Below are 18,484 nucleotides of genomic sequence, written 5' to 3'. Positions count from 1 at the left end.
CCACGCACGACCGCGCAGCGGCACTATTTGGAATGCCGCCCGGACTTCTTCGTCGGAACGCCGCCGGGTCGCGCGAGAAGAGCCGCGATGGCCGTCGTGAGGGGTACGGACAGCGCGAGCGAGATGCCGCCCACCGAGGATCGGACGATCTCGATGGCCACGGCGTCACCCGTCAGCACATCCTGAATGGATCTGCCTGCGACCGAGAACAGCAGCAGCAGCGGCAGTGCGCCACCGGCATAGGCCAGCACGAGTGTGTACACCGTGCTCGCGATGTGGTCGCGGCCGACGCGCATCGCCGACGAGAAGATGTGGCGTCGCGTCGTCGTCGAATCGGCCCCGGCGATCTCGAACGCGGCCGACGCCTGGGTGATCGTGACGTCGTTGAGCACGCCGAGCGATCCGATGATGAAACCCGCGAGCAGCAGACCGGTGATGCTGACGTGTTGGATGTAGGCCTGCACGTCGGTGTTCTGTTCCTCCGACAGTCCGGTCAAGTGCGTCATGCGGATGGCGACGTAGGACAGAACGGCTGCGAGCGCCATCGACGTCAAGGTTCCGAGCAGTGCCGACGAGGTCCGCAGGTTCACTCCGTGCGCCAGGTACAGCACGGCGTACAGAATGATCGACCCCGCGACGAGGGCGACCGGGATGGCAGGAGCGCCGTCGAGCAGCGCGGGCAGCATGAACACCACGAGCACGGCGAATGCGATGACCAATCCGATCAGCGCGCGGAAGCCACGCCACCGGGCGACGATGCAGATCACGACCGCGAAGACAGCGACGATCAATGCAAGTGGAAGGCCTCGCGAGAAGTCGTTGAACGAGTACTGCGTCGTACCGCTCGGGTCGGTCTGACGGACGAGCCGAATGCTCTCACCGGTGCGGAGATCGGGTTGCCCTGGCCCTGGGACGATTTCGAGCAGAGTCTTCGTGCCGGCGTTCGGTCCGGATTCGATGGCGACGATGCTGCGCTGACAGTCGTAGCCGGCGCTGACGGGCGGCGTCGGATTGCCGGTGAAGACGCGACCGGCCGACGCGCTACCGCACGCGCCGATGTCCTGCGAGACGACGGTCCCGGCCTCGGTGGTGACAGCGCCGCCGCCGGACGTCTGGAACGGAAGCGGGATGTCGACGTGCTGCTCGGACGGCCACAGCGCGATCGCACCCGCGACGACGGCGAGACCGATCGCGACGAGAAGTCCTACGACGATGCGGGCTGCGAGAGGGGTGAGAGGCGCCGGGGCGTCGGAATGCCCGTGTCCGTGACCGTGTGACTCCACAGGTGCAAGAGTAGGTGCCGGGATGAGGAGCGCGGTGGCGGGGAGCAGGGGGGGCGTCCCCCGCCACCTTCCTGATCGTCCCGGGGGGATGGGATACGACCAGTGCTCGGGCACACGAAGTGCCGCCCGCTAATCTACAGACTTCGCGTCGGTTTGGGGCCGATCGCGGTATGTTTTTTGCGTCACTTTCAACCACTTCGATGGATTCACCACCGATTTTCGACGACGTGAACGCTCGGAGGGAGTTTCGAGACGCTACTGCGTGTACGACGCGAGGAAGTTACCGAAGCGTTCGATGGCGACCGAAAGGTCTCGCGCCCACGGGAGCGTCACGATGCGAACGTGATCGTGGCCCGGCCAGTTGAACCCGGTGCCCTGCACGACGAGAATCTTCTCCTGCAGAAGCAGATCCTGCACGAGCCGTTCGTCGTCGTGAATCTCGTGCACTTCGGGATCGAGACGCGGGAACGCGTACAGCGCGCCACGCGGCTTCACACACGAGACACCGGGAATTTCGTTGAGCTTCTCCCACGCCACGTCGCGCTGCTCGAGCAGGCGGCCTCCGGGAAGGATCAGGTCCTCGATGCTCTGGTGACCGCCGAGCGCGACCTGAATGGCGTGCTGTGCAGGCACGTTCGGGCACAGGCGCGTCGACGCCAACAGATCGATGCCCTCGATGAACCCGGCCGCGTGTTCCTTCGGCCCGGTGATCGCGAGCCATCCGGCTCGGTAACCCGCGACCCGATACGCCTTCGACAGCCCGTTGTACGTCAGGCACAGCAGGTCGGGAGCGAGGCTCGCGAGCGAGGTGTGCTTGGCGTCGTCGTACAGGATCCGGTCGTAGATCTCGTCGGCGAGGAGAAGCAGCTGGTGGCGTCGTGCCAGGTCGACGATGCCCTGCAGCACCTCGGTCGAGTAGACCGCGCCCGTCGGGTTGTTCGGATTGATGACCAGCAGCGCCTTGGTGCGCGGGGTGATCTTCGATTCGATGTCGGCGAGGTCGGGATTCCAGTCGTTGTCCTCGTCGCACAGGTAATGCACGGCCTTACCGCCGGACAGCGTCGTCATCGCCGTCCACAGTGGGTAGTCTGGTGCCGGAATGAGCACCTCGTCCCCGTCGTCGAGCAGCGCCTGCATCGTCATCGTGATGAGCTCGGAGACGCCGTTGCCGAGGTAGACGTCGTCGACATCCAGCTCGGGGAATCCCGGCTCGAGCTCGTACCGGGTGACGATCGCACGACGGGCCGACAGAATGCCCTTGGACTCCGAATAGCCCTGTGCGTACGGCAGCGCGGCGATCATGTCTCGCATGATCACGTCGGGCGCCTCGAAACCGAACGGCGCAGGATTGCCGATGTTGAGCTTGAGGATGCGGTGTCCCTCGGCCTCCAGCCTCGCCGCGTGCGCGTGTACCGGTCCACGGATCTCGTAGAGAACGTTCTGCAGCTTGGTGGACTGCTGCAGCGGGCGGTGAATACGCGGCTGGTGGCTCTGGTGCGGATGGCTCACGACCCCATCGTGCCAGGTGTGCATTCTGCGCTGCCAGTCCACCTGGGTGCCGATGTCGGTGCTCGGTGCGACAATCGGTCGCATGTGCGGACGGTATGCCAGTACCCAGACAGACAGTGATCTGCGTGCGGTCTTCGACATCGCCGAGACGGTCGGCGACGAGCTTCCGCCGGCATACAACGTCGCGCCCACGCAGACGGTGAGGACGGTTCTCGAGCGGGCACCCAAGGACGAACCCGAGGCCGACGCGGTCCGCCAACTCCGGTCGGTGCGGTGGGGCCTGGTCCCGTCGTGGGCCAAGGACGCCAAGATCGGCAGCCGCCTGATCAACGCGAGGTCCGAGACGATCACCGAGAAGCCGTCGTTCAAGAAGGCGGCCGCCCGTCGCCGCTGCATCGTCCCCGCCGACGGCTACTACGAGTGGGAGAAGCGCGACGGCCAGAAGGTCCCGTATTTCCTGCACGAGGAGGGGGTCCTCGCGATGGCAGGCCTGTACGAGCTGTGGCGCGATCCGGCCAAACCCGAGGACGATCCCGATCGATGGCTGTGGTCGGTGACGGTGTTGACGTCTCCTGCCGCGGACGCACTCGGGCACATCCACGATCGGTCGCCCGTCATCGTCCCCGAGAACATGCGGTCCGACTGGCTGAATCCGGCCATCACCGATCTGGGTTCGGTTCAGGAAATGCTCGCGGCCATTCCTGAACCCCGGCTGGTCCCCTACGAGGTCAGCACGGCCGTCAACAGCGTCAGGAACAACAGCCCGGAATTGTTGACACCGGTCGGGTAATACTGGTCGTCGTGACTCGTACCGCGCTTCCCTTCGGATCCTGGCCGTCTCCCATTTCCGCGACCGACCTGTCGGCCAGCGGACATCCGGTGGAGAGCGGGCGCTTCGTCGGCGACCAGATCTGGTGGTCGGAGATGCGTCCCACCGAGAACGGTCGCACGACCATCTGTCGCTACTCCGACGGCGGCGTCCAGTCGCTGCTCCCCGAGCCGTTCAACGCACGCACTCGCGTGCACGAGTACGGCGGCGGCGCATGGGCCGCCACCGACGACGGCCGAATCGTGTTCTCGGAGTTCTCCGATCAGCGCGTCTACCTCGTCGTGCCAGGCGAGACGCCGGTTCCGTTGACCGACAAGCCGGACGTCGCGGCATCGGTCAGGTTCGCCGAACTGTCGGTTGTCGGCGACGAGGTCTTCGCGGTACGTGAGATCCACGAGGGCGACGAGATCCGCCGAGACATCTGCGCAATCGCATTGAACGGCAGAGGAATTCGATCGATAGTCTCCGGCTCCGACTTTCTGGCGTACCCGCGTCTGTCTCCCGACGGCAGCAAGCTTGCCTGGATTGCGTGGAACCATCCGCAGATGCCGTGGGACGGAACGGAATTGCGCGTCGCGGATCTGGCGACCGGGACGTGGGAGACCGTGCTCGGCGGCACCGAGGAATCGGTGCTCCAGCCGGAGTGGATCGACGAGACGTCGCTGTACGTCATCAGCGACCGCACCGGATGGTGGAACCTCTACACGGTCGCGCTCGGCGGCGACGTCACGCCGTTGTACCCGGCCGAGGCGGACTTCGGCGCGCCGCTGTGGCAACTCGGTGCGCGCTGGTACTCGATTCTCGACGACGGAACGCTGCTCACCGTCCGCACTGTCGGCACCGAGACGCTCGGCGTTCTCGATCCCGCCACCGGCGCGATGGACGACATCGACCTCGGGCCGCTGACGTCGGTGTCGCTGGGTGGCCGTCGCGGTTCGCTCGTACTGCTGAAAGCCGGTGGCGCACAGAGCCCGGGCGGTCTGCGGCAGCTCGACCTCTCCACGCGAGAGGTCACCGACATTCGGTCGAGCATCGAGACGATTCCCGACGCCGAGTACCTCCCGCAGGGGGAAGCCAGAACCTTCCAGGGCCCCGAGCGCGAAGTGCATGCCATCGTCTACGCGCCACGCAACCCCGAGTACGAGGGACAGGACGGGGAGTTGCCGCCGTACGTCGCCTTCGTGCACGGTGGCCCGACAGCGCACGTCGCTCCCGCGCTGAACCCGGTCTTCGCCTACTTCACCAGCCGCGGAATCGGAGTCATCGACGTCAATTACGGCGGGTCGAGTGGGTACGGCCGCGAGTACCGCAACCGGCTCCGCGGACAGTGGGGGATCGTCGACGTCGAGGACACCGTCGCCGCCGTTCGTGGTCTTGCCGACGCGGGCCTCGCCGACCCTGCACGATTGGCCATCGAAGGCGGTTCCGCCGGCGGGTGGACGGTATTGGCGGCGTTGACGTCGTCGGACGTCTTCGCTTGTGGTGCTTCGTACTACGGCGTCGCAGAACTGGAACTGTTCGTCGCCGAGACGCACGACTTCGAATCCCGGTACATCGACGGGCTGATCGGTCCGCTGCCCGAGGCGATCGACCTGTACCGGACTCGGGCGCCGGTCAACAACGTCGACGGTCTGTCGTGCCCGGTGCTGCTGCTGCAGGGGCTGTCGGACCCGATCGTGCCCCCGTCGCAGGCCGAGCGTTTCCGTGACGCGATGGTACGCAAAGGAATTCCGCACGCGTACCTCGCGTACGAGGGGGAGTCGCACGGTTTCCGCAAGCTCGAAACACAGGTGAACGCGCGCGAATCCGAGTTGTCGTTCTACGGTCAGGTGCTCGGATTCACCCCGCCGGGGATTCCCGAACTCGAGCTGTGGAGGCCGTGATCGGGGGAGGTCGGGAGCTGCGGGGCAGCTAGCACCGCTGTTGTCGAGCTCGCCTCTCTGCTCGGACGCAATTGGGCATGCCAGCTCTGCAACGGAGGTGCCAGCTCTGCAGGAGAGGTGCCGGCTATCGACCGATCGTCAGCGTCGGCGGCGGGGACTTCCTCGCGCGGTCTGCGGCGGCGCGAATGCTGCGTGCGATCCGTTCGGGGTGCTGCAGGTCGTCGTACGTCAGGCGCACCACCTGTGCACCGCCCGAACGGATTCGGTCCTCGCGTCGCTTCTCCTTCCATGCGACGTCGGACGGTGTCTGCCCCTCGGGCACGAGTCGGCCGTACTTGATGCGGCCGTCGAACTCGACGACGGTGAAGATGTCGTCGAGGTAGAAGTCGACCCGAGCGAATTCTCCGTCAGCGTCGGCAAGACCTACCTGAAGTCTTGGGGCGTAACCCAACTCGTGCAGCACGATGCGGCAGAGCGATTCGCCGCCACTCTCGGCCCTACCGTCCATGAAATTCGCTACCCGACGCGCTTTCCTGTTGTCGGGATGGGTCGGGCAAGCATCGAGCACTGCGAGGACCTGGTCGCGCGTGAGCTTTTTTCTGCGTGCGGCGAGATCTGCAAGGCAGACCGCGTTCTCGAAGGTCAAGGACCGGCCGATGTCCGCGATCGTGCGGGCAAGCGTCGTGACTCGTACACCGTCGACAAGCGTGACTTCGGATGGAGAGTACGCCGCCGCGTGCACGATGCGTAGCTTGCTCTTTCGACTACCGCCGATTCGGTTGCGGGTGAGGTGAACTCGGCGAAGATCGGATGCTTCGACGTCGAGGCCGTGGAACACCGCAGCGCTGACGTGGCTGAGGACTGTATCGTCTGCGGTCGCCGATTTGTACACAGCTTCCGCGACGACCCTGTGCTTCTCCGTCGCGGACAGTGTGTCGAATTCGCTTCGGCTGACGAACTTTCCGGGGCGGAGCCGACGCCACGCTTTGGTGCGGCAGTAACGCTGCAGTTCGGCGTCGGAAAATCCGCGGGCAAGGGCGTCGGATCGGGAGACGATGCGAGTCATGAGCGAATAGTGGCGTCGGATTCAGCGTCGAACAAGACCGATTCGAAAATTGTGGACAAAGTATGTGCCTGTGGATAACTCGGCGATCGCGGACCAAGCACCCCCGTTGACGACTTCGCCCCCGAGCTCTGACGCGAGCGCGGGGGCGAAGTCGGTGAAAAAGGTGCCAGGTTACTTCCGTCGACCGGGTGCCTTCGCTCCGGCACGGAAGCCGAGTCCACCGGGCTTCGCAGTCGGGGGAGCCGGAGCATCCCCGTTCGACGTCTCGGCAGGTGCTTCCGGCGTCGTCTCCGTTGCCGTCGACTCCGGCGCGTTCGTCTCCTGAGCCGGGGTGGTCGGCTCGGATTCGGCAGGTGCCTCCGCTTCCTGGGTCGGCTGGGTCGGAGCAGCCGGTTCGGCCGGTTCCGCGGCAGGCTCGGAGGGTGCCGGGGCTGCTGCAGGCTTGCCGGCTGCCTTGGCGCCTGGCTTCTTGTACCCCGACTTCACTGCGAGACCCTTGGCCTTGACAGTCGGCTTCGACTCCTGAGCCGGTGCCGACGTCGTTGCCTCGGGTGCAGCTGACTCCGGTGCGCTCGCCTCGGTAGCAGCTGACTCCGGTGCGCTCGCCTCGGTAGGCACATTCGCTGGGGCTTCCGATGTGGCCTCGGCGGGAGCCTGTGGTCCTGCCGCGGGCTCAGGTTCCGCCGCGGGCGCAGGTGCTGCGGCAGGCTTCCCGGGTGCCTTGGCGCCTGGCTTCTTGAAGCCGGACTTCACGGCGAGACCCTTGGGCTTGACCGTCGGCATCGACTCGGACGCAGGCGTGGCCGACGTATCGGTCGACTCGGCCGGAGCGTCTGCGGGCGCATCGGCTGTATCGGCCTTCGGTGCCGGGGTTGCCTCGGCCGTCGGCGCCGCAGCTGCCGCAGGCTTGCCGGGTGCCTTGGCGCCCGGCTTCTTGAAGCCCGACTTCACGGCAAGACCCTTGGGCTTGACGGTCGGCTTCGTCTCCGTCGCTTCGGCAGGTGTCTCCGACGTCGCGTCGGCCGTCGACTCTGCTGCTGCGGGTTCGGCAGGCTTCGGTGCCGCAGACTTCGCGCCCGGTGCCTTGCCCTTGACCTGAAGACCCTTGCCGCCGGGAGCCTTCGCGCCGCCGGCAAGACCGAGACCCTTGGGCTTCGACGCGTCGGCCGCAGTGTCACCGTCGGCGTTCTCGGACTTCGCTCCTGGCGCCTTCGCCCCGGGCGCCTTGGCTCCCGGTGCCTTCGCGAGGCCCTTCATCTTCAGTCCGCCTGCCGCCTTGGCGGGCTGTGCCTTCTCGGTGGCTTCCTCGGGATCGACACCCTCGGCAGCGACCTCGACCTCCTCGACGCGGCCCTTCTCCTCGACCTCCGCGATCTTCTCGGACTCGAGCTTCTCTTCCGGGGTGAGCTCGCGGGGAACGACCTTGACGTTCTCGCTGAGGACCGACGAGTCGACGCGGGTGATCGACTCGAGCATCAGCTGCGCGACGTCGACGACCTCGACGCCTTCGTGTGCGCCGCCTTCCTGACGTGCCGTGACACCGTCGGTGAGCATGACGCGGCAGAACGGGCAGCCCGTGGCGATCTTCTTGGGGTTGGTCTCGAGCGCCTCGTCGACCCGGTCGATGTTGATGCGCTTGCCGATGTTCTCTTCCATCCACATGCGGGCACCACCGGCACCACAGCACATGGACCGCTCACCGTGACGCGGCATTTCCTTCAGGTTGGAGCCGGACGCGGCCATCAGCTCGCGGGGAGCGTCGTACACCTTGTTGTGACGGCCCAGGTAGCACGGGTCGTGGTAGGTGATGTCCTGGCTGACCGAGGCGACCGGGATGAGCTTCTTCTGCCGCACGAGACGGTTGAGCAGCTGCGTGTGGTGAACCACCTCGTAGTCGCCGCCGACCTGCGGGTACTCGTTACCGAGAGCGTTGAAGCAGTGCGCACAGGTGACGACGATCTTCCGCTTCTCGCGTGAGACGCCGTCGAACACGGTGTTGAGCGTTTCGATGTTCTGCATCGCGAGCTGCTGGAACAGGAACTCGTTGCCGGCGCGGCGAGCCGAGTCACCGGTGCAGGTCTCGTCGGCGCCGAGCACCATGAACTTCACGCCCGCGGTCGCGAGCAGCTCGGCGACGGCCTTCGTGGTCTTCTTTGCGCGGTCCTCGTAGGCGCCGGCGCAGCCGACCCAGAAGAGGTACTCGTAATCCTGGAACGAGTCGGCGTCCTGTCCGAAGACCGGGATGTCGAAGTCCATCTCGTTGATCCAGTTGAGACGGTCCTTCGAGTTCTGGCCCCAGGGGTTGCCCTTGTTCTCGAGGTTCTTGAACAGGCCCGCCAACTCGGTCGGGAACTCCGACTCGATGAGGACCTGGTAACGACGCATGTCGATGATGTGGTCGACGTGCTCGATGTCCACCGGGCACTGCTCGACGCATGCGCCACACGTGGTGCAGCTCCACAGAACCTCGGGATCGATGATGCCGCCCTCGACGGCGTCGGCGACGAGCTTGCGATCGGCTTCGTCGCGCGCAGCCTGCGGGATCCGGTCGAGCTTCGCCTGATCCGGGTTACCGTCGGCGTCGACGAGACCCACCTCGTCACCGCCGAGATCCTTCTTGCCACCGGCGAGGAGGTACGGCGCCTTGGCGTGGCTGTGGTCGCGCAGCGACATGATGAGCAGCTTCGGAGACAGCGGCTTGCCGGTGTTCCACGCGGGGCACTGCGACTGGCAGCGGCCACACTCGGTGCAGGTGGTGAAGTCGAGCCAGCCCTTCCAGCTGAAGTCCTCGATCTTGCCCGCGCCGAACGCGTCGACGTCGGGGTCGGCTTCCTCCATCTCGAGGACCTTGCCGCCGGACATCATCGGCTTGGCCGGGCCGAGAGCCACGGTGCCGTCGTCCATGCGCTTGAAGTAGATGTTGGGGAACGCCGTGAAGCGGTGCCACGCCACACCCCAATTGATGCGGGTACCGACGATGTAGAGCCAGATCATGCCGGACATCAGCTTGATGAATGCGAAGACCGCAACCATGTTGGGGCTGGCGGGCAGGAGCTTCGCGAGGTTCATCGTGAAGAAATCGGTCCACGCATTGGCGTGACCGTAGGTAGCGATCTTGCCGGCCTTCACGAAGATCATGCCGAGACCCTCGATGAGGACGACGGCTTCGACGAAGTAGGCAGCCTGGAAGCGCGACCCGGCGAAGCGCGATTGACGCTCGGGCTTACGTGGGTGGTTCAGCTGACGAATGATGATCAGCGTCGTGATACCGATGACCGTGCCGAGGCCGAGGATTTCGTCCAGGAAGTGGTAGACCGCAGTGTTACCTACCAGTGGCCAGTGGAACTCGGGGTTGAACGTCTGGCCGTAGGCCTCGAACCACACGACCGCGCCCAGCATGAAGCCGATCATGACGAGCCAGTGCGCCCAACCGACGGTCCGGAACTTGACCATCTTGGTGTGAGCGAGGAACTCGACGACCATCTGCTTGAAGCGAGGGACGATCGGACGCCAGCGGTCCGGAGCAGGTTGGCCGAGTCGGACGATGTTGAACATCCGCAGTGCGCCGCGAATGAACGCGTACCAACACACGAGACTCAACAGCGCACCGACCGTGCCCAACGTGATCGTCAGGGCGTTCATGTAAGCGGCCTTTCGTTCATCGGCAGCAAGGAGAGCCACCTCGGGTCAGCCCCATCAGCCTAAGCGTAGCCAAGTTACCCACCAGTAACAACTCCGGTGTACTGATGGGTAACTTCGCACCGCCCGGCGAGAGCGGTGCAGGTAGTTCTGCGGATCGACCTTCGTCGCGGTGGGCTGAACCGGTCAGTAGGTAGCGTCCGACGGCTCACGTTATTCCCAGGCTCCGACAGGGTGAATCGGAAGGCAGACCTAAGTTGCGTTCATTGCGTTCACCACTCGGTCTCGAACGGGTCACGTTTGCCCCTGAAATTGGGGGCACCGAAACTGTGTGCTGGCGTTTTCCTGTGCTTTGCAGGGCCTTTGCAAAGAAACGGACTCGGGAAGGTGGCGAGACGATAACGTGCGGTCCGACTTGTACGTTATGCTGCTGCAGCACCGACATATTCGCGGATTCAAGTCAGGGTGTTTCTGCGTCGACGGGCCCCCCTCAAGATCAGTACAGCCAGGCTCCTGCATAGAAACGGAACAATCTCGACATGAAACTCAGCAAACTGGTCGTTACGGCGGCATTCGTTGCCTCCGCGATGGGACTCGCCAGCGGAACTGCCTATGCAGACCCGGCCACCGACGCTCCCGCTCAGTCGGGTGACGTCAACTACGAGTCGCACCTCGAGGACCGCACGATCGTCACGACGATCGACGCCGGTGTCTTCAAGGTCGCCGACGACGGCAAGACGGTCGACGTTCTCGACCAGGCCGACAAGGTCCTCGTGACCCTGCCGTTGTCCTTCAACCTGGGCGGCCTCAACTTCCCGTACGAGCAGAACGTCGACAACGACGGCAAGACGCTCCGCCTGGTCCCGCAGCTCGACCTGACCAAGGCGTCGGCTAACTCGAAGTCCATCGGTGCAACCCCGGTCGCTTCGCCCGACGAGAACCTGAAGGCACAGCAGACCTTCGCGTCGCAGCTGGGCCTCGCAACCGCAATCGGTGGCTTCACCGGTACGGCCATCGGTTTCGGTATTGGCGCAATCGGATTCCTCGGTGGCCCGGTCGCGCTCGCAACGATCCCGACCTTCGCTGCGATCGGCGGCATCGTCGGCACCATCGTCGCCGGCGGACCGACTCTGATCGTCGCTGGAATCGACCTCATCAACACGCTGAACGCTCCTCCGGGAACCACGAAGTTCGCGAACTGATCGACCAGTACACACAATCTCAGGCCCGTCACCTCCGTGGTGACGGGCCTGAGTTGTGTGCGGGGCAGTTCAGTTGAACGTGCCGGGGGAGGAGAGTTTGATTCCTTCGGCGATGATGGTCACGGCGTAGCCGATGAGGTCGAACGCAACTCCAAGCAGTCCAAGCATGTGATTCCGTATCTGTTCGGCGACGAGTTCGTCGGGGATATTCGAGGGGGTCGAGCTCGTAGTGTGCGAAACGAATTATATGGCGCACGAACCGAATTGCCGGTTTCTGCAGGCGGTGTCGACAATCCAGCCGTAGACGCTCACCGATTCGCCAGCCGCACGGTGAATGGTCAGCGAACAGGCGTGCGTCTGACGAAAAGGTGAGCGTCTGCCACGAACAACCGCACGCAGACAGAAAAATGGGCCACCGCAGCACGTGCTGCGATGGCCCATCGTCGAGCGAATTGGACTAGCCGAGCGAAGTGGACTAGTCGACCGGAGCGGTCCGCACCGTCGTACCGGTTTCCGCTGCGATGGCGTTGACCGGAATGCCCAGGCTCGCAGTGCCACCGAAGTGGGCGAGCGTGATGTTGGCTTCGGTGCAGTTCGGCGCACCACCGCTGTTCGAGCCACTGGTGACGCCGAGAGCGAGCGTGCCCGTCACGATCGCGCCACCACTGTCACCGGACAGGGTGCATGCGGTACTGGCGAATCCGCGGACGGTGCGGCTGGTGCCGTCGTCCATGAACAGCTGTGTCTCGACGCGGTCGGCCGCGATGACGCCGCACGTGAACGACGACGACTGACCGGACTTGCACACCGGTGCTCCCACAACGGGATCGGCAGTGCCCGTGATGGTCACCGTGCTGCCGTTGGCGCCGCGCACGGTCGGGCGGTCGAGTCCGGACTGAACTGCCTTGTCGTTCAATGAGATGACCGACCAATCGAGCGCATTGCCCGTGCCGAGGCTCGAACGCTGGAACGAGCCGATCTGCGTGCTGTCGTGTACGTCAGCAGGATTCGGCAAGTACACCGGAGCGCCGCCTGCACCCGTCTCCGCATTCGGATTGCAATGTCCCGCACTCAGATTGACCGGATTGCCGGAACCGTCGACGGCATTGAACCCGAACGAGCAGATGCTGATGTCGGTGGTCGGCACCTCTGCGATGGGGGCAGGCGTCGTGATGTAGGTGTCTCCGCCCATCGGCGACGGGTCGGTCGGCTGCTGTCCGCCGGGAGACAGGTTTACCTTCAGGTTGGCCAGCAGAGTCGGGAGGTTCAGCGCGCGTCCGATGTCGCTGTTCGCGATGTCGATGACGACTCGGTTGTCCAGGAAGTCGATCGAGGTTCCGTTGATCTGACTCGAGACCTCACGAGGCAGCGACGCCACCCACTTGTTCAGTTCGCCCAGCGACTGTTCGAGACCGTCCGCCGACACGGGACGCTGCTCGGTGCCGAATCCGTCTTTCGCGACGGCACGCGCAGCGTCCTGCGACGTCACGGCGACGACGGCCTGTCCGTCTTCTCCGATCCAGGCGCCCGCGAAGTCACCGGGACGCGAGGCGCGGAAATCGGAGGCGTACGTCGACAATTCCTGCGCGCGTGCAGCGCGGTCCAAGTACTCCTGCGGCGAGATCTTCAGATCGCGGATCACCGCGTCGGCGAGTTCCTGCGGAAGCTGATCCGCGGAACCCTGCACGACGGTTCCCTCGGGGGCAGCCGAGGCAGGAGTGGAGAAAGCAGCGAAGAACAACAACGCCGATGAACCGATCACTGCGGCGCGCAGTGCCCCCGTGTTACGCATGAAATCCCTTCATCGGGTCTGGTGTCAGCGCCCCACCTTAGGGCATGCGTGTGTGCAGCCGGCACCGACGCAGGTCAGCGCGCAGGGAAACTAGCTGGACGGCGTGGTCTCGGTTGCTTGACGCGATTCGGACTCCGGCTCTGCAGGGTCCGAAGGCTCGTCGACGTCGCCCGGCCCCGGTTCTTCGTCGGGTTCGCTGTCCTCCGGCACCTCAGGCGTCGACGACTCTTCTTCGGGACGATCCGGAGTGGTGACGTCGGGAATGGTTGTCGTTGCGTCAGCCGCTGGCCGCGTCGCGACTGGCTCTTCGACGACCGGAGGCGTCGTTTCGGGAGGTGTGGTGACCTCGACCGTCGGGACCGGCATCGCCGGCGCTTCGGGCTCGACGATGGGAACAACCGTCGGGAACGGGATCTGCGGGGCAGGCGAGGAGACGGTTGTCGTGGGTGCGGCGACGTCGGCGCTGTCGATCGTCGGAACGACCGTCGCATCCGAGCCGCGCAAGGCCAACGCCGTGACCCCGGCCGCGAGCGTGAGCACGGCAGCGAAGCCGGCTGCAAGAAGGATAGGAGTGCGCGTCGACGTCCGACGCTCTCCGGCCACCGGAATTCTCTCGGTCACCGCGTCGACCGGATACGCACTTGCCATCGCTGCGGCACCGCGCGCGGCGGCGATACCGGAATCCGATCCGGCCCACGTCGACAAGGTACTTTCCGACCACGCTCGCAGTGCTTCGGCTTCCGACACGAGCGCGACGTGCCCGAGGCCGTGACGGTTCATGGATTCCCGCACGGATCCGACGTGCTCGGCAGTCCACGTGGCAGGGTAGGTCGCCGCAGCGGCGAGGGCGTCGACTCCGTTGGTCGTCGGGCCCGAAACGTCGCTCAACAGACACAACATCGTCATCGCAGTGAGGTCCGAGGCGCTGAATCCGCCGCGGTCGTCGGTGTCGGAGATGAAACCGGTGAATTCCGTGGCGTCGGCGTCGTCGGTGCCGCCGAGAGAGGCAGAGCCGTCAGCATGCACGAACAGCACAGTCGGATGCAGTGACGCAACGTGCAGCGACGGGTTGGAACGCAGCGGGTGCGACACCGCGGCGATGGCTCGGTCGTCGTCGATGAACAAGCCGACGTCGGGAAGTGCTTCGCCGGTGGACGAACTGTGCGCGGGCTGCGCGTGCCGGTTGTACATCTCAGCTTTGACCTCGGGTCGGACCATGGCGAACCGTACGGCGCACCTCACTGCCCGGGATGTCGTATTCGGGGGCCCGGGAGTTACACCTCGGCGCCGCTCGACCCGTATCCCATGGCACGCAGCATCGACAACAGTTCCGAGCGCGAGCCCGCGCCGAGCCGTCGGCGAATGCGTGCAACGTGATGTTCGACGGTCTTCGCGGAAATATAAAGCCTGCTACCGGCCTCGCGGTAGGTGACACCGAGGACGAGGAGTTCGGCGACCTCCGCCTCGCGTGCGCTGAGAGACCCCTTGGGTTCCACCGTCGTTGCGGTGGGCGCCGCGACGGGTTGGCGTAGCGATCGGGCGATCTGCAGGAGTGCCGTCGCGACCCGCGTGTCCTCGACGCGCAGTGCAGCTTCGCTGGCGAGACGCGCCCCGTCCCATGACAATCCGACGCCCGCCAACGAGCGCGCCGAGGATTCGACGTCCGCGACGTCGGGGTGCCCCTGAAGTACGGCAAGCCACGCACGGCCAGCACCTGCGAGCGCCGCGCTGTAGCGGTTCGAGTCGGCTGCAGCCGCAAGTGCTTTGGCGTGCGGGATGAGCTCGGGTGGATTCTCCGCAAGGATCGCCGCCTGAACGCCGTACCAATGCAGCGCCGACGACCATGCGGGCGGCTCGTCCAGCATCTCGACGATGAGCTGCGCCTGCGCGACGAGATGCGACACTGCCTCCGGCTTGCCCAGTCGTACTGCCGCAAGCCACAATTCGCCGACCGGGAGTAGTGACAGCAGATCCGCCGAGTAGGCGACGACGACGTCTTGCGCGTCGTCCCACGCCCGCAGGAGCGCACCCGCGTCGCCCGAGCGTCGCGCGAGGCCGACGCGGAGTGCGTGCGCGAAGAACAGACTGCGCGTGTGCGACGCGGGGATCCTTAGTGCGTCGAGCCCGGCGGTCGCCGACTGGGTGTCCCCGGCGAGCATCGCAGTCCAGATGCGCAGCAACGTAACTCGGGTGGCAGCGGGGTGGCGAGGGGGCAGCTGGTCCGCGGCGCGCGCGGCGATCGACTCCGCCCTCGCCAGGTCACCCGAATGCAGTGCGAACAGTACCGACGTCGACGCGGCGTTCTCGGGCGCGACGCGGCGAGTGCTGGTTCCGGACAACGACACCGATCGCATCAACGTGTTCGTCGCGGCGACGACGTCGGCGGTCGACCGGGCTGCGACGCTCTGCTCGAGGCCCGTCGCCAACAGGGCCACGGCGGCGGTCGCCGACGTCGGTGGCGTGGACGGCTTGTCTGCGTCCGAGGCGGGGGGAACGCCGCCGACGAGCGACACCGTCCGCGCGAGATCGGCGTCGGCGCCGAGTCGTTCGGGTCCGAGCCACTCGAACAGCTGAACGCTTCGTGCTGTCATCCCGCGCTCGGCGGCGACGGTGGCGGACACCCTGACCGCTCTGCGTAGGTCGTCGACATCGACCGACGTGCTGTTCTCGAGCACGGTGTCGCACAGCTGCTCGGCCGCATCGAAGTCGCCGAGCGCAGCCGACGCCTCGGCTCGGCGCGCGGCCACCGGCAGCGGATCAGCCCCGGCGTCGACGGCGCCCGCATAGAGGAGCGTGGCGTCGTCCGGCTCGGCGACGTCCGCGGCAGCGCACAGAAAGCGGGCCAATGAGGGGTGCTGTATCCCGTTGCGCGACAACGTCAGTGCGGTGGAAGCGTCGAGAGTCTCGGTCTTCAGTCGGAACTCGAGCAGGGTCGTGAGCACGGCCGAGAGTCGTCGAGCTCCGAGGACTTCACGCAACGCCCGGTCGACACCCGGCAGTGGAGCTGCGGCCAGCGCGCCCGACGCGAGCGCCTGCTCGAGAACGGACGCGGCGTCGGAGCCGTCGGACAGTTCGGTCAACACCTCGACGTCGTGACCGATGCCGAAGTGCGCAAGGGCGACGACGTCCTGCTCGGAGCTGCCGAGGTCACGAAGCCGTCGAACCTGATGCTCGTACACGGCGTCCGCGACGACTCGGGTGACGGACTCGTCCGAATCAGCTTGTCGCGCAGCATCGATCGCGATGTCCACCGTCATCGGGCACCCGCCGGTCACCGTCAGGACGGCACTGGCCAGTGCGCCCGAGATGGGGCGGCCTCGTTCCGCTGCCCGTGCGGCGATCGCCGGCTTCGTCAGGGACATCAGTTGCCGAGCAGAGGTCCGGTAACTCCGCCGACGACGTTGCCGAGACCGTCGACGACGCCACCGGTCAGGCCTCCGACACCGGTGCCGAGATCGCTGACGGCTCCGCCGACACCGGTACCCACGTCACCGAGCGTCGGACCGTTGTAGGTCGGCGGGGTGTAGGTGGGTGCTGTGTACGTCGGTGCCTGCGGGCTCGGAACGGACACGCTCGGGACGGAGACGTCGGGAACGGTGACGTTCGGCGCGGGCGCACCCGGTGTTCCGGTCGCCGCGGGAGCTGCCGGATCGGCGACGACGGTGCCGTCGGGCGCGATCACGGTGCCCGGCGCCGGGATGAGCGTTCCATCGGCTGCGACGGTCGGTGCGGGCAGGCCGTTCGACGTCGTGGCCGTCCCGTTCGAGTCGGCGACGGTCGCTGCGGTGGTTCCTGGCGCGGTCGTCTCCGAGGGGGTCGTGGTGCTGACGACCGCTGCATCGGCAGGCGCGTCGTTCGAGGTGAGTGCGGTACCGAGGGACAGTCCGCCGCCGGCCAGAACGGCAAGTGCCGCAACCGAAGCGACGACGATGCCCGCGCGCTTGCGGCCCGACATGCGGCCCTCGTCGGCAGCTGCCGTCGACATCACCGGTGCGGGTCGAGGCGCGGGGCGGGTGACTGCGACTGCTGCCGCCGTGGGTGCCTCCGCGACGCTTGCGGCGGCGATCTCGGCGCCGAACAGTGCGGCTCCGATGGCCGGGATGCGGTCAGGATGAGGACCGGTGACGACCGGTACTCGCAGCTCCGAGGAGATCAGTTCGGCGACGAGTGGAATGCTCGAGCTGCCACCGATCAGGAGAACCTGCGTCACGTCGGAGATGTCGAGACCCGTCGTGTGCAACGTTTCCCGGACCAGTTCGATCGAGTCGAGAATCGGCCGGCGCAGCAGGTCTTCGACCTCGTCGCGAACCAGACGCGTCTCGGCGCTGAATCCGGGCAGGTCGACCGACAGCGTCGTCGCGGTCTCGTAGGACAGCTGCTCCTTGGCCTCGCCGCAGCGGGCGCGCAGTTCGACGAGAGCACCGACGGTATCGGGATCGAACGGATCGAAATCGAAAGAATGGCTGCTCGAGACGGTTTCGAGCACGTACTGCGTGATCAGGTGGTCGAACTGCGCGCCGCCGAAGTCGGTGGAGTGCACGCCGGGGCCGAGGGCGCCCTGTTCGACGCCGGTTCGCATCAACGTCACGTCGAGCGACGACGCGCCGAGGTCGTAGACGACGACGAGTCCGTCGCCCGACGCGCCGCGCATGCTCTCGAGCCACCGCATCGAGGAGACCGAGTCGGTGACGAGGGTCGCGTCGGGAACGCCCGCACGTCCCAGCGCGTCGCGCAGGGTGTCGACGGTGTAGCCGGACCAACGATCGGGATGGGTGAGAACGACGGCCGCGTCGGATTCCGCCCCCGCGCTCACCTCGGCGACGAGAACACGCGCGGCCGTGGCGAACAGATCCTCGGCCTGGTGCGAACGGCCGTCGTCGTCGATGAGCGGAACAGGGTCGCCGACGCGATCTGCGAAGCCGCTCAGCAGGTGCCGCGGGCTACGCTCCCCTGTGTTCGCGAGGCTGGGTGCGGCACCGGGGCGCAGATCGAGCGCGGACTTCTTGGTGACGGTGGGCATGGCCTCGTCGGTCGCGTAGTCGCGGGGCGCGTGCGGGTCGTGGGAATCGCTGCGGACGGCCACCGAGGTGATCGTTCCGATCCTTATGCCGAGCCCTGCGCTCATTTCTGCGTCTCCGACTTCTCGAGGTGCCAGCGCCGAGCGGCGCTGTCGTTGATGTCGAAAGCATGGCATCTTTCGTTACGCTTCACAGCTGCTCACGGATGGTTGGCGGGGAAATCCCCTATAGCTCCGAGATCCCCTAATGCGACACCCCTGGGA

The 18,484-nt window shown here is 66.0% G+C and carries 11 protein-coding genes; 3 read left to right on the top strand and 8 right to left on the bottom strand.

The features are described 5' to 3' along the window. Positions 1 to 23: 23 nt before the first annotated feature. Together RhoFasB10_RS03995 and RhoFasB10_RS03990 are read right to left on the bottom strand one after the other, a co-directional pair. Complete coding sequence (locus RhoFasB10_RS03995) at positions 24 to 1,283, bottom strand: YibE/F family protein (protein WP_167675163.1); 1,260 nt, start codon at positions 1,281 to 1,283, stop codon at positions 24 to 26. A 255-nt stretch (positions 1,284 to 1,538) separates the two neighbouring features. Next, positions 1,539 to 2,816, bottom strand: coding sequence for a pyridoxal phosphate-dependent aminotransferase (locus RhoFasB10_RS03990; RefSeq protein WP_240930875.1), 1,278 nt, complete (start codon positions 2,814 to 2,816; stop codon positions 1,539 to 1,541). A 58-nt stretch (positions 2,817 to 2,874) separates the two neighbouring features. On the opposite strand from RhoFasB10_RS03990, the gene RhoFasB10_RS03985 reads away from it, so the two are divergent. Continuing rightward, complete coding sequence (locus tag RhoFasB10_RS03985; protein ID WP_167675161.1) at positions 2,875 to 3,582, top strand: SOS response-associated peptidase; 708 nt, start codon at positions 2,875 to 2,877, stop codon at positions 3,580 to 3,582. An 11-nt stretch (positions 3,583 to 3,593) separates the two neighbouring features. Beyond that, on the top strand, positions 3,594 to 5,504 hold the full coding sequence (locus tag RhoFasB10_RS03980; RefSeq protein WP_167675159.1) for a prolyl oligopeptidase family serine peptidase: 1,911 nt from the start codon (positions 3,594 to 3,596) through the stop codon (positions 5,502 to 5,504). A 124-nt stretch (positions 5,505 to 5,628) separates the two neighbouring features. Here the strand turns inward: RhoFasB10_RS03980 and RhoFasB10_RS03975 are convergent, their stop codons facing one another. Further along, a complete protein-coding gene (locus RhoFasB10_RS03975) occupies positions 5,629 to 6,570 on the bottom strand; it encodes a hypothetical protein (protein WP_167675157.1) in 942 nt (313 codons plus the stop codon). A gap of 171 nt (positions 6,571 to 6,741) precedes the next feature. Beyond that, positions 6,742 to 10,212: a (Fe-S)-binding protein gene (locus tag RhoFasB10_RS03970; RefSeq protein WP_167675155.1), complete on the bottom strand. Its 3,471-nt coding sequence runs from the start codon at positions 10,210 to 10,212 to the stop codon at positions 6,742 to 6,744. Positions 10,213 to 10,748: 536 nt separating this feature from the next. Between RhoFasB10_RS03970 and RhoFasB10_RS03965 the strand changes: the two genes are divergently transcribed. Then, complete coding sequence (locus tag RhoFasB10_RS03965; protein ID WP_167675153.1) at positions 10,749 to 11,411, top strand: ammonium transporter; 663 nt, start codon at positions 10,749 to 10,751, stop codon at positions 11,409 to 11,411. A 475-nt stretch (positions 11,412 to 11,886) separates the two neighbouring features. On the opposite strand, the gene RhoFasB10_RS03960 is transcribed toward RhoFasB10_RS03965, so the two are convergent. From RhoFasB10_RS03960 to RhoFasB10_RS03945, 4 genes are all read right to left on the bottom strand, one after another. Next, positions 11,887 to 13,203, bottom strand: coding sequence for a S1 family peptidase (locus RhoFasB10_RS03960; protein WP_206030503.1), 1,317 nt, complete (start codon positions 13,201 to 13,203; stop codon positions 11,887 to 11,889). 90 nt (positions 13,204 to 13,293) lie between these two features. Next, positions 13,294 to 14,421 (bottom strand): hypothetical protein, encoded by a 1,128-nt coding sequence (locus tag RhoFasB10_RS03955; RefSeq protein WP_167675151.1) that lies wholly within the window; start codon positions 14,419 to 14,421, stop codon positions 13,294 to 13,296. Between the two features lie 56 nt (positions 14,422 to 14,477). After that, positions 14,478 to 16,565, bottom strand: coding sequence for a LuxR C-terminal-related transcriptional regulator (locus RhoFasB10_RS03950; protein ID WP_167675149.1), 2,088 nt, complete (start codon positions 16,563 to 16,565; stop codon positions 14,478 to 14,480). Beyond that, the gene (locus RhoFasB10_RS03945; RefSeq protein WP_167675147.1) at positions 16,565 to 18,328 is read right to left on the bottom strand and encodes an Hsp70 family protein; all 1,764 of its coding nucleotides are present in this window, start codon (positions 18,326 to 18,328) and stop codon (positions 16,565 to 16,567) included. The genes RhoFasB10_RS03950 and RhoFasB10_RS03945 overlap by 1 nt, the downstream gene beginning before the upstream one ends. Between the last annotated feature and the right edge of the window lie 156 nt (positions 18,329 to 18,484).

The organism is Rhodococcus sp. B10, assembly GCF_011770055.1.
GTDB lineage: Bacteria > Actinomycetota > Actinomycetes > Mycobacteriales > Mycobacteriaceae > Rhodococcoides > Rhodococcoides kyotonensis_B.
The sequence above is the reverse complement of the archived record's forward strand: the minus strand, read 5'-3'. Positions and strand labels throughout refer to the sequence as shown.

What these genes read in the sequence shown, in the direction of transcription:
- RhoFasB10_RS03990 (WP_240930875.1), bottom strand. Translation starts at nt 2,816, where the DNA reads ATGCACACCTGGCACGATGGGGTCGTGAGCCATCCGCACCAGAGCCAC.
- RhoFasB10_RS03985 (WP_167675161.1), top strand. Translation starts at nt 2,875, where the DNA reads ATGTGCGGACGGTATGCCAGTACCCAGACAGACAGTGATCTGCGTGCG.
- RhoFasB10_RS03975 (WP_167675157.1), bottom strand. Translation starts at nt 6,570, where the DNA reads ATGACTCGCATCGTCTCCCGATCCGACGCCCTTGCCCGCGGATTTTCC.
- RhoFasB10_RS03970 (WP_167675155.1), bottom strand. Translation starts at nt 10,212, where the DNA reads ATGAACGCCCTGACGATCACGTTGGGCACGGTCGGTGCGCTGTTGAGT.
- RhoFasB10_RS03965 (WP_167675153.1), top strand. Translation starts at nt 10,749, where the DNA reads ATGAAACTCAGCAAACTGGTCGTTACGGCGGCATTCGTTGCCTCCGCG.
- RhoFasB10_RS03960 (WP_206030503.1), bottom strand. Translation starts at nt 13,203, where the DNA reads ATGCGTAACACGGGGGCACTGCGCGCCGCAGTGATCGGTTCATCGGCG.
- RhoFasB10_RS03955 (WP_167675151.1), bottom strand. Translation starts at nt 14,421, where the DNA reads ATGGTCCGACCCGAGGTCAAAGCTGAGATGTACAACCGGCACGCGCAG.
- RhoFasB10_RS03950 (WP_167675149.1), bottom strand. Translation starts at nt 16,565, where the DNA reads ATGTCCCTGACGAAGCCGGCGATCGCCGCACGGGCAGCGGAACGAGGC.
- RhoFasB10_RS03945 (WP_167675147.1), bottom strand. Translation starts at nt 18,328, where the DNA reads ATGAGCGCAGGGCTCGGCATAAGGATCGGAACGATCACCTCGGTGGCC.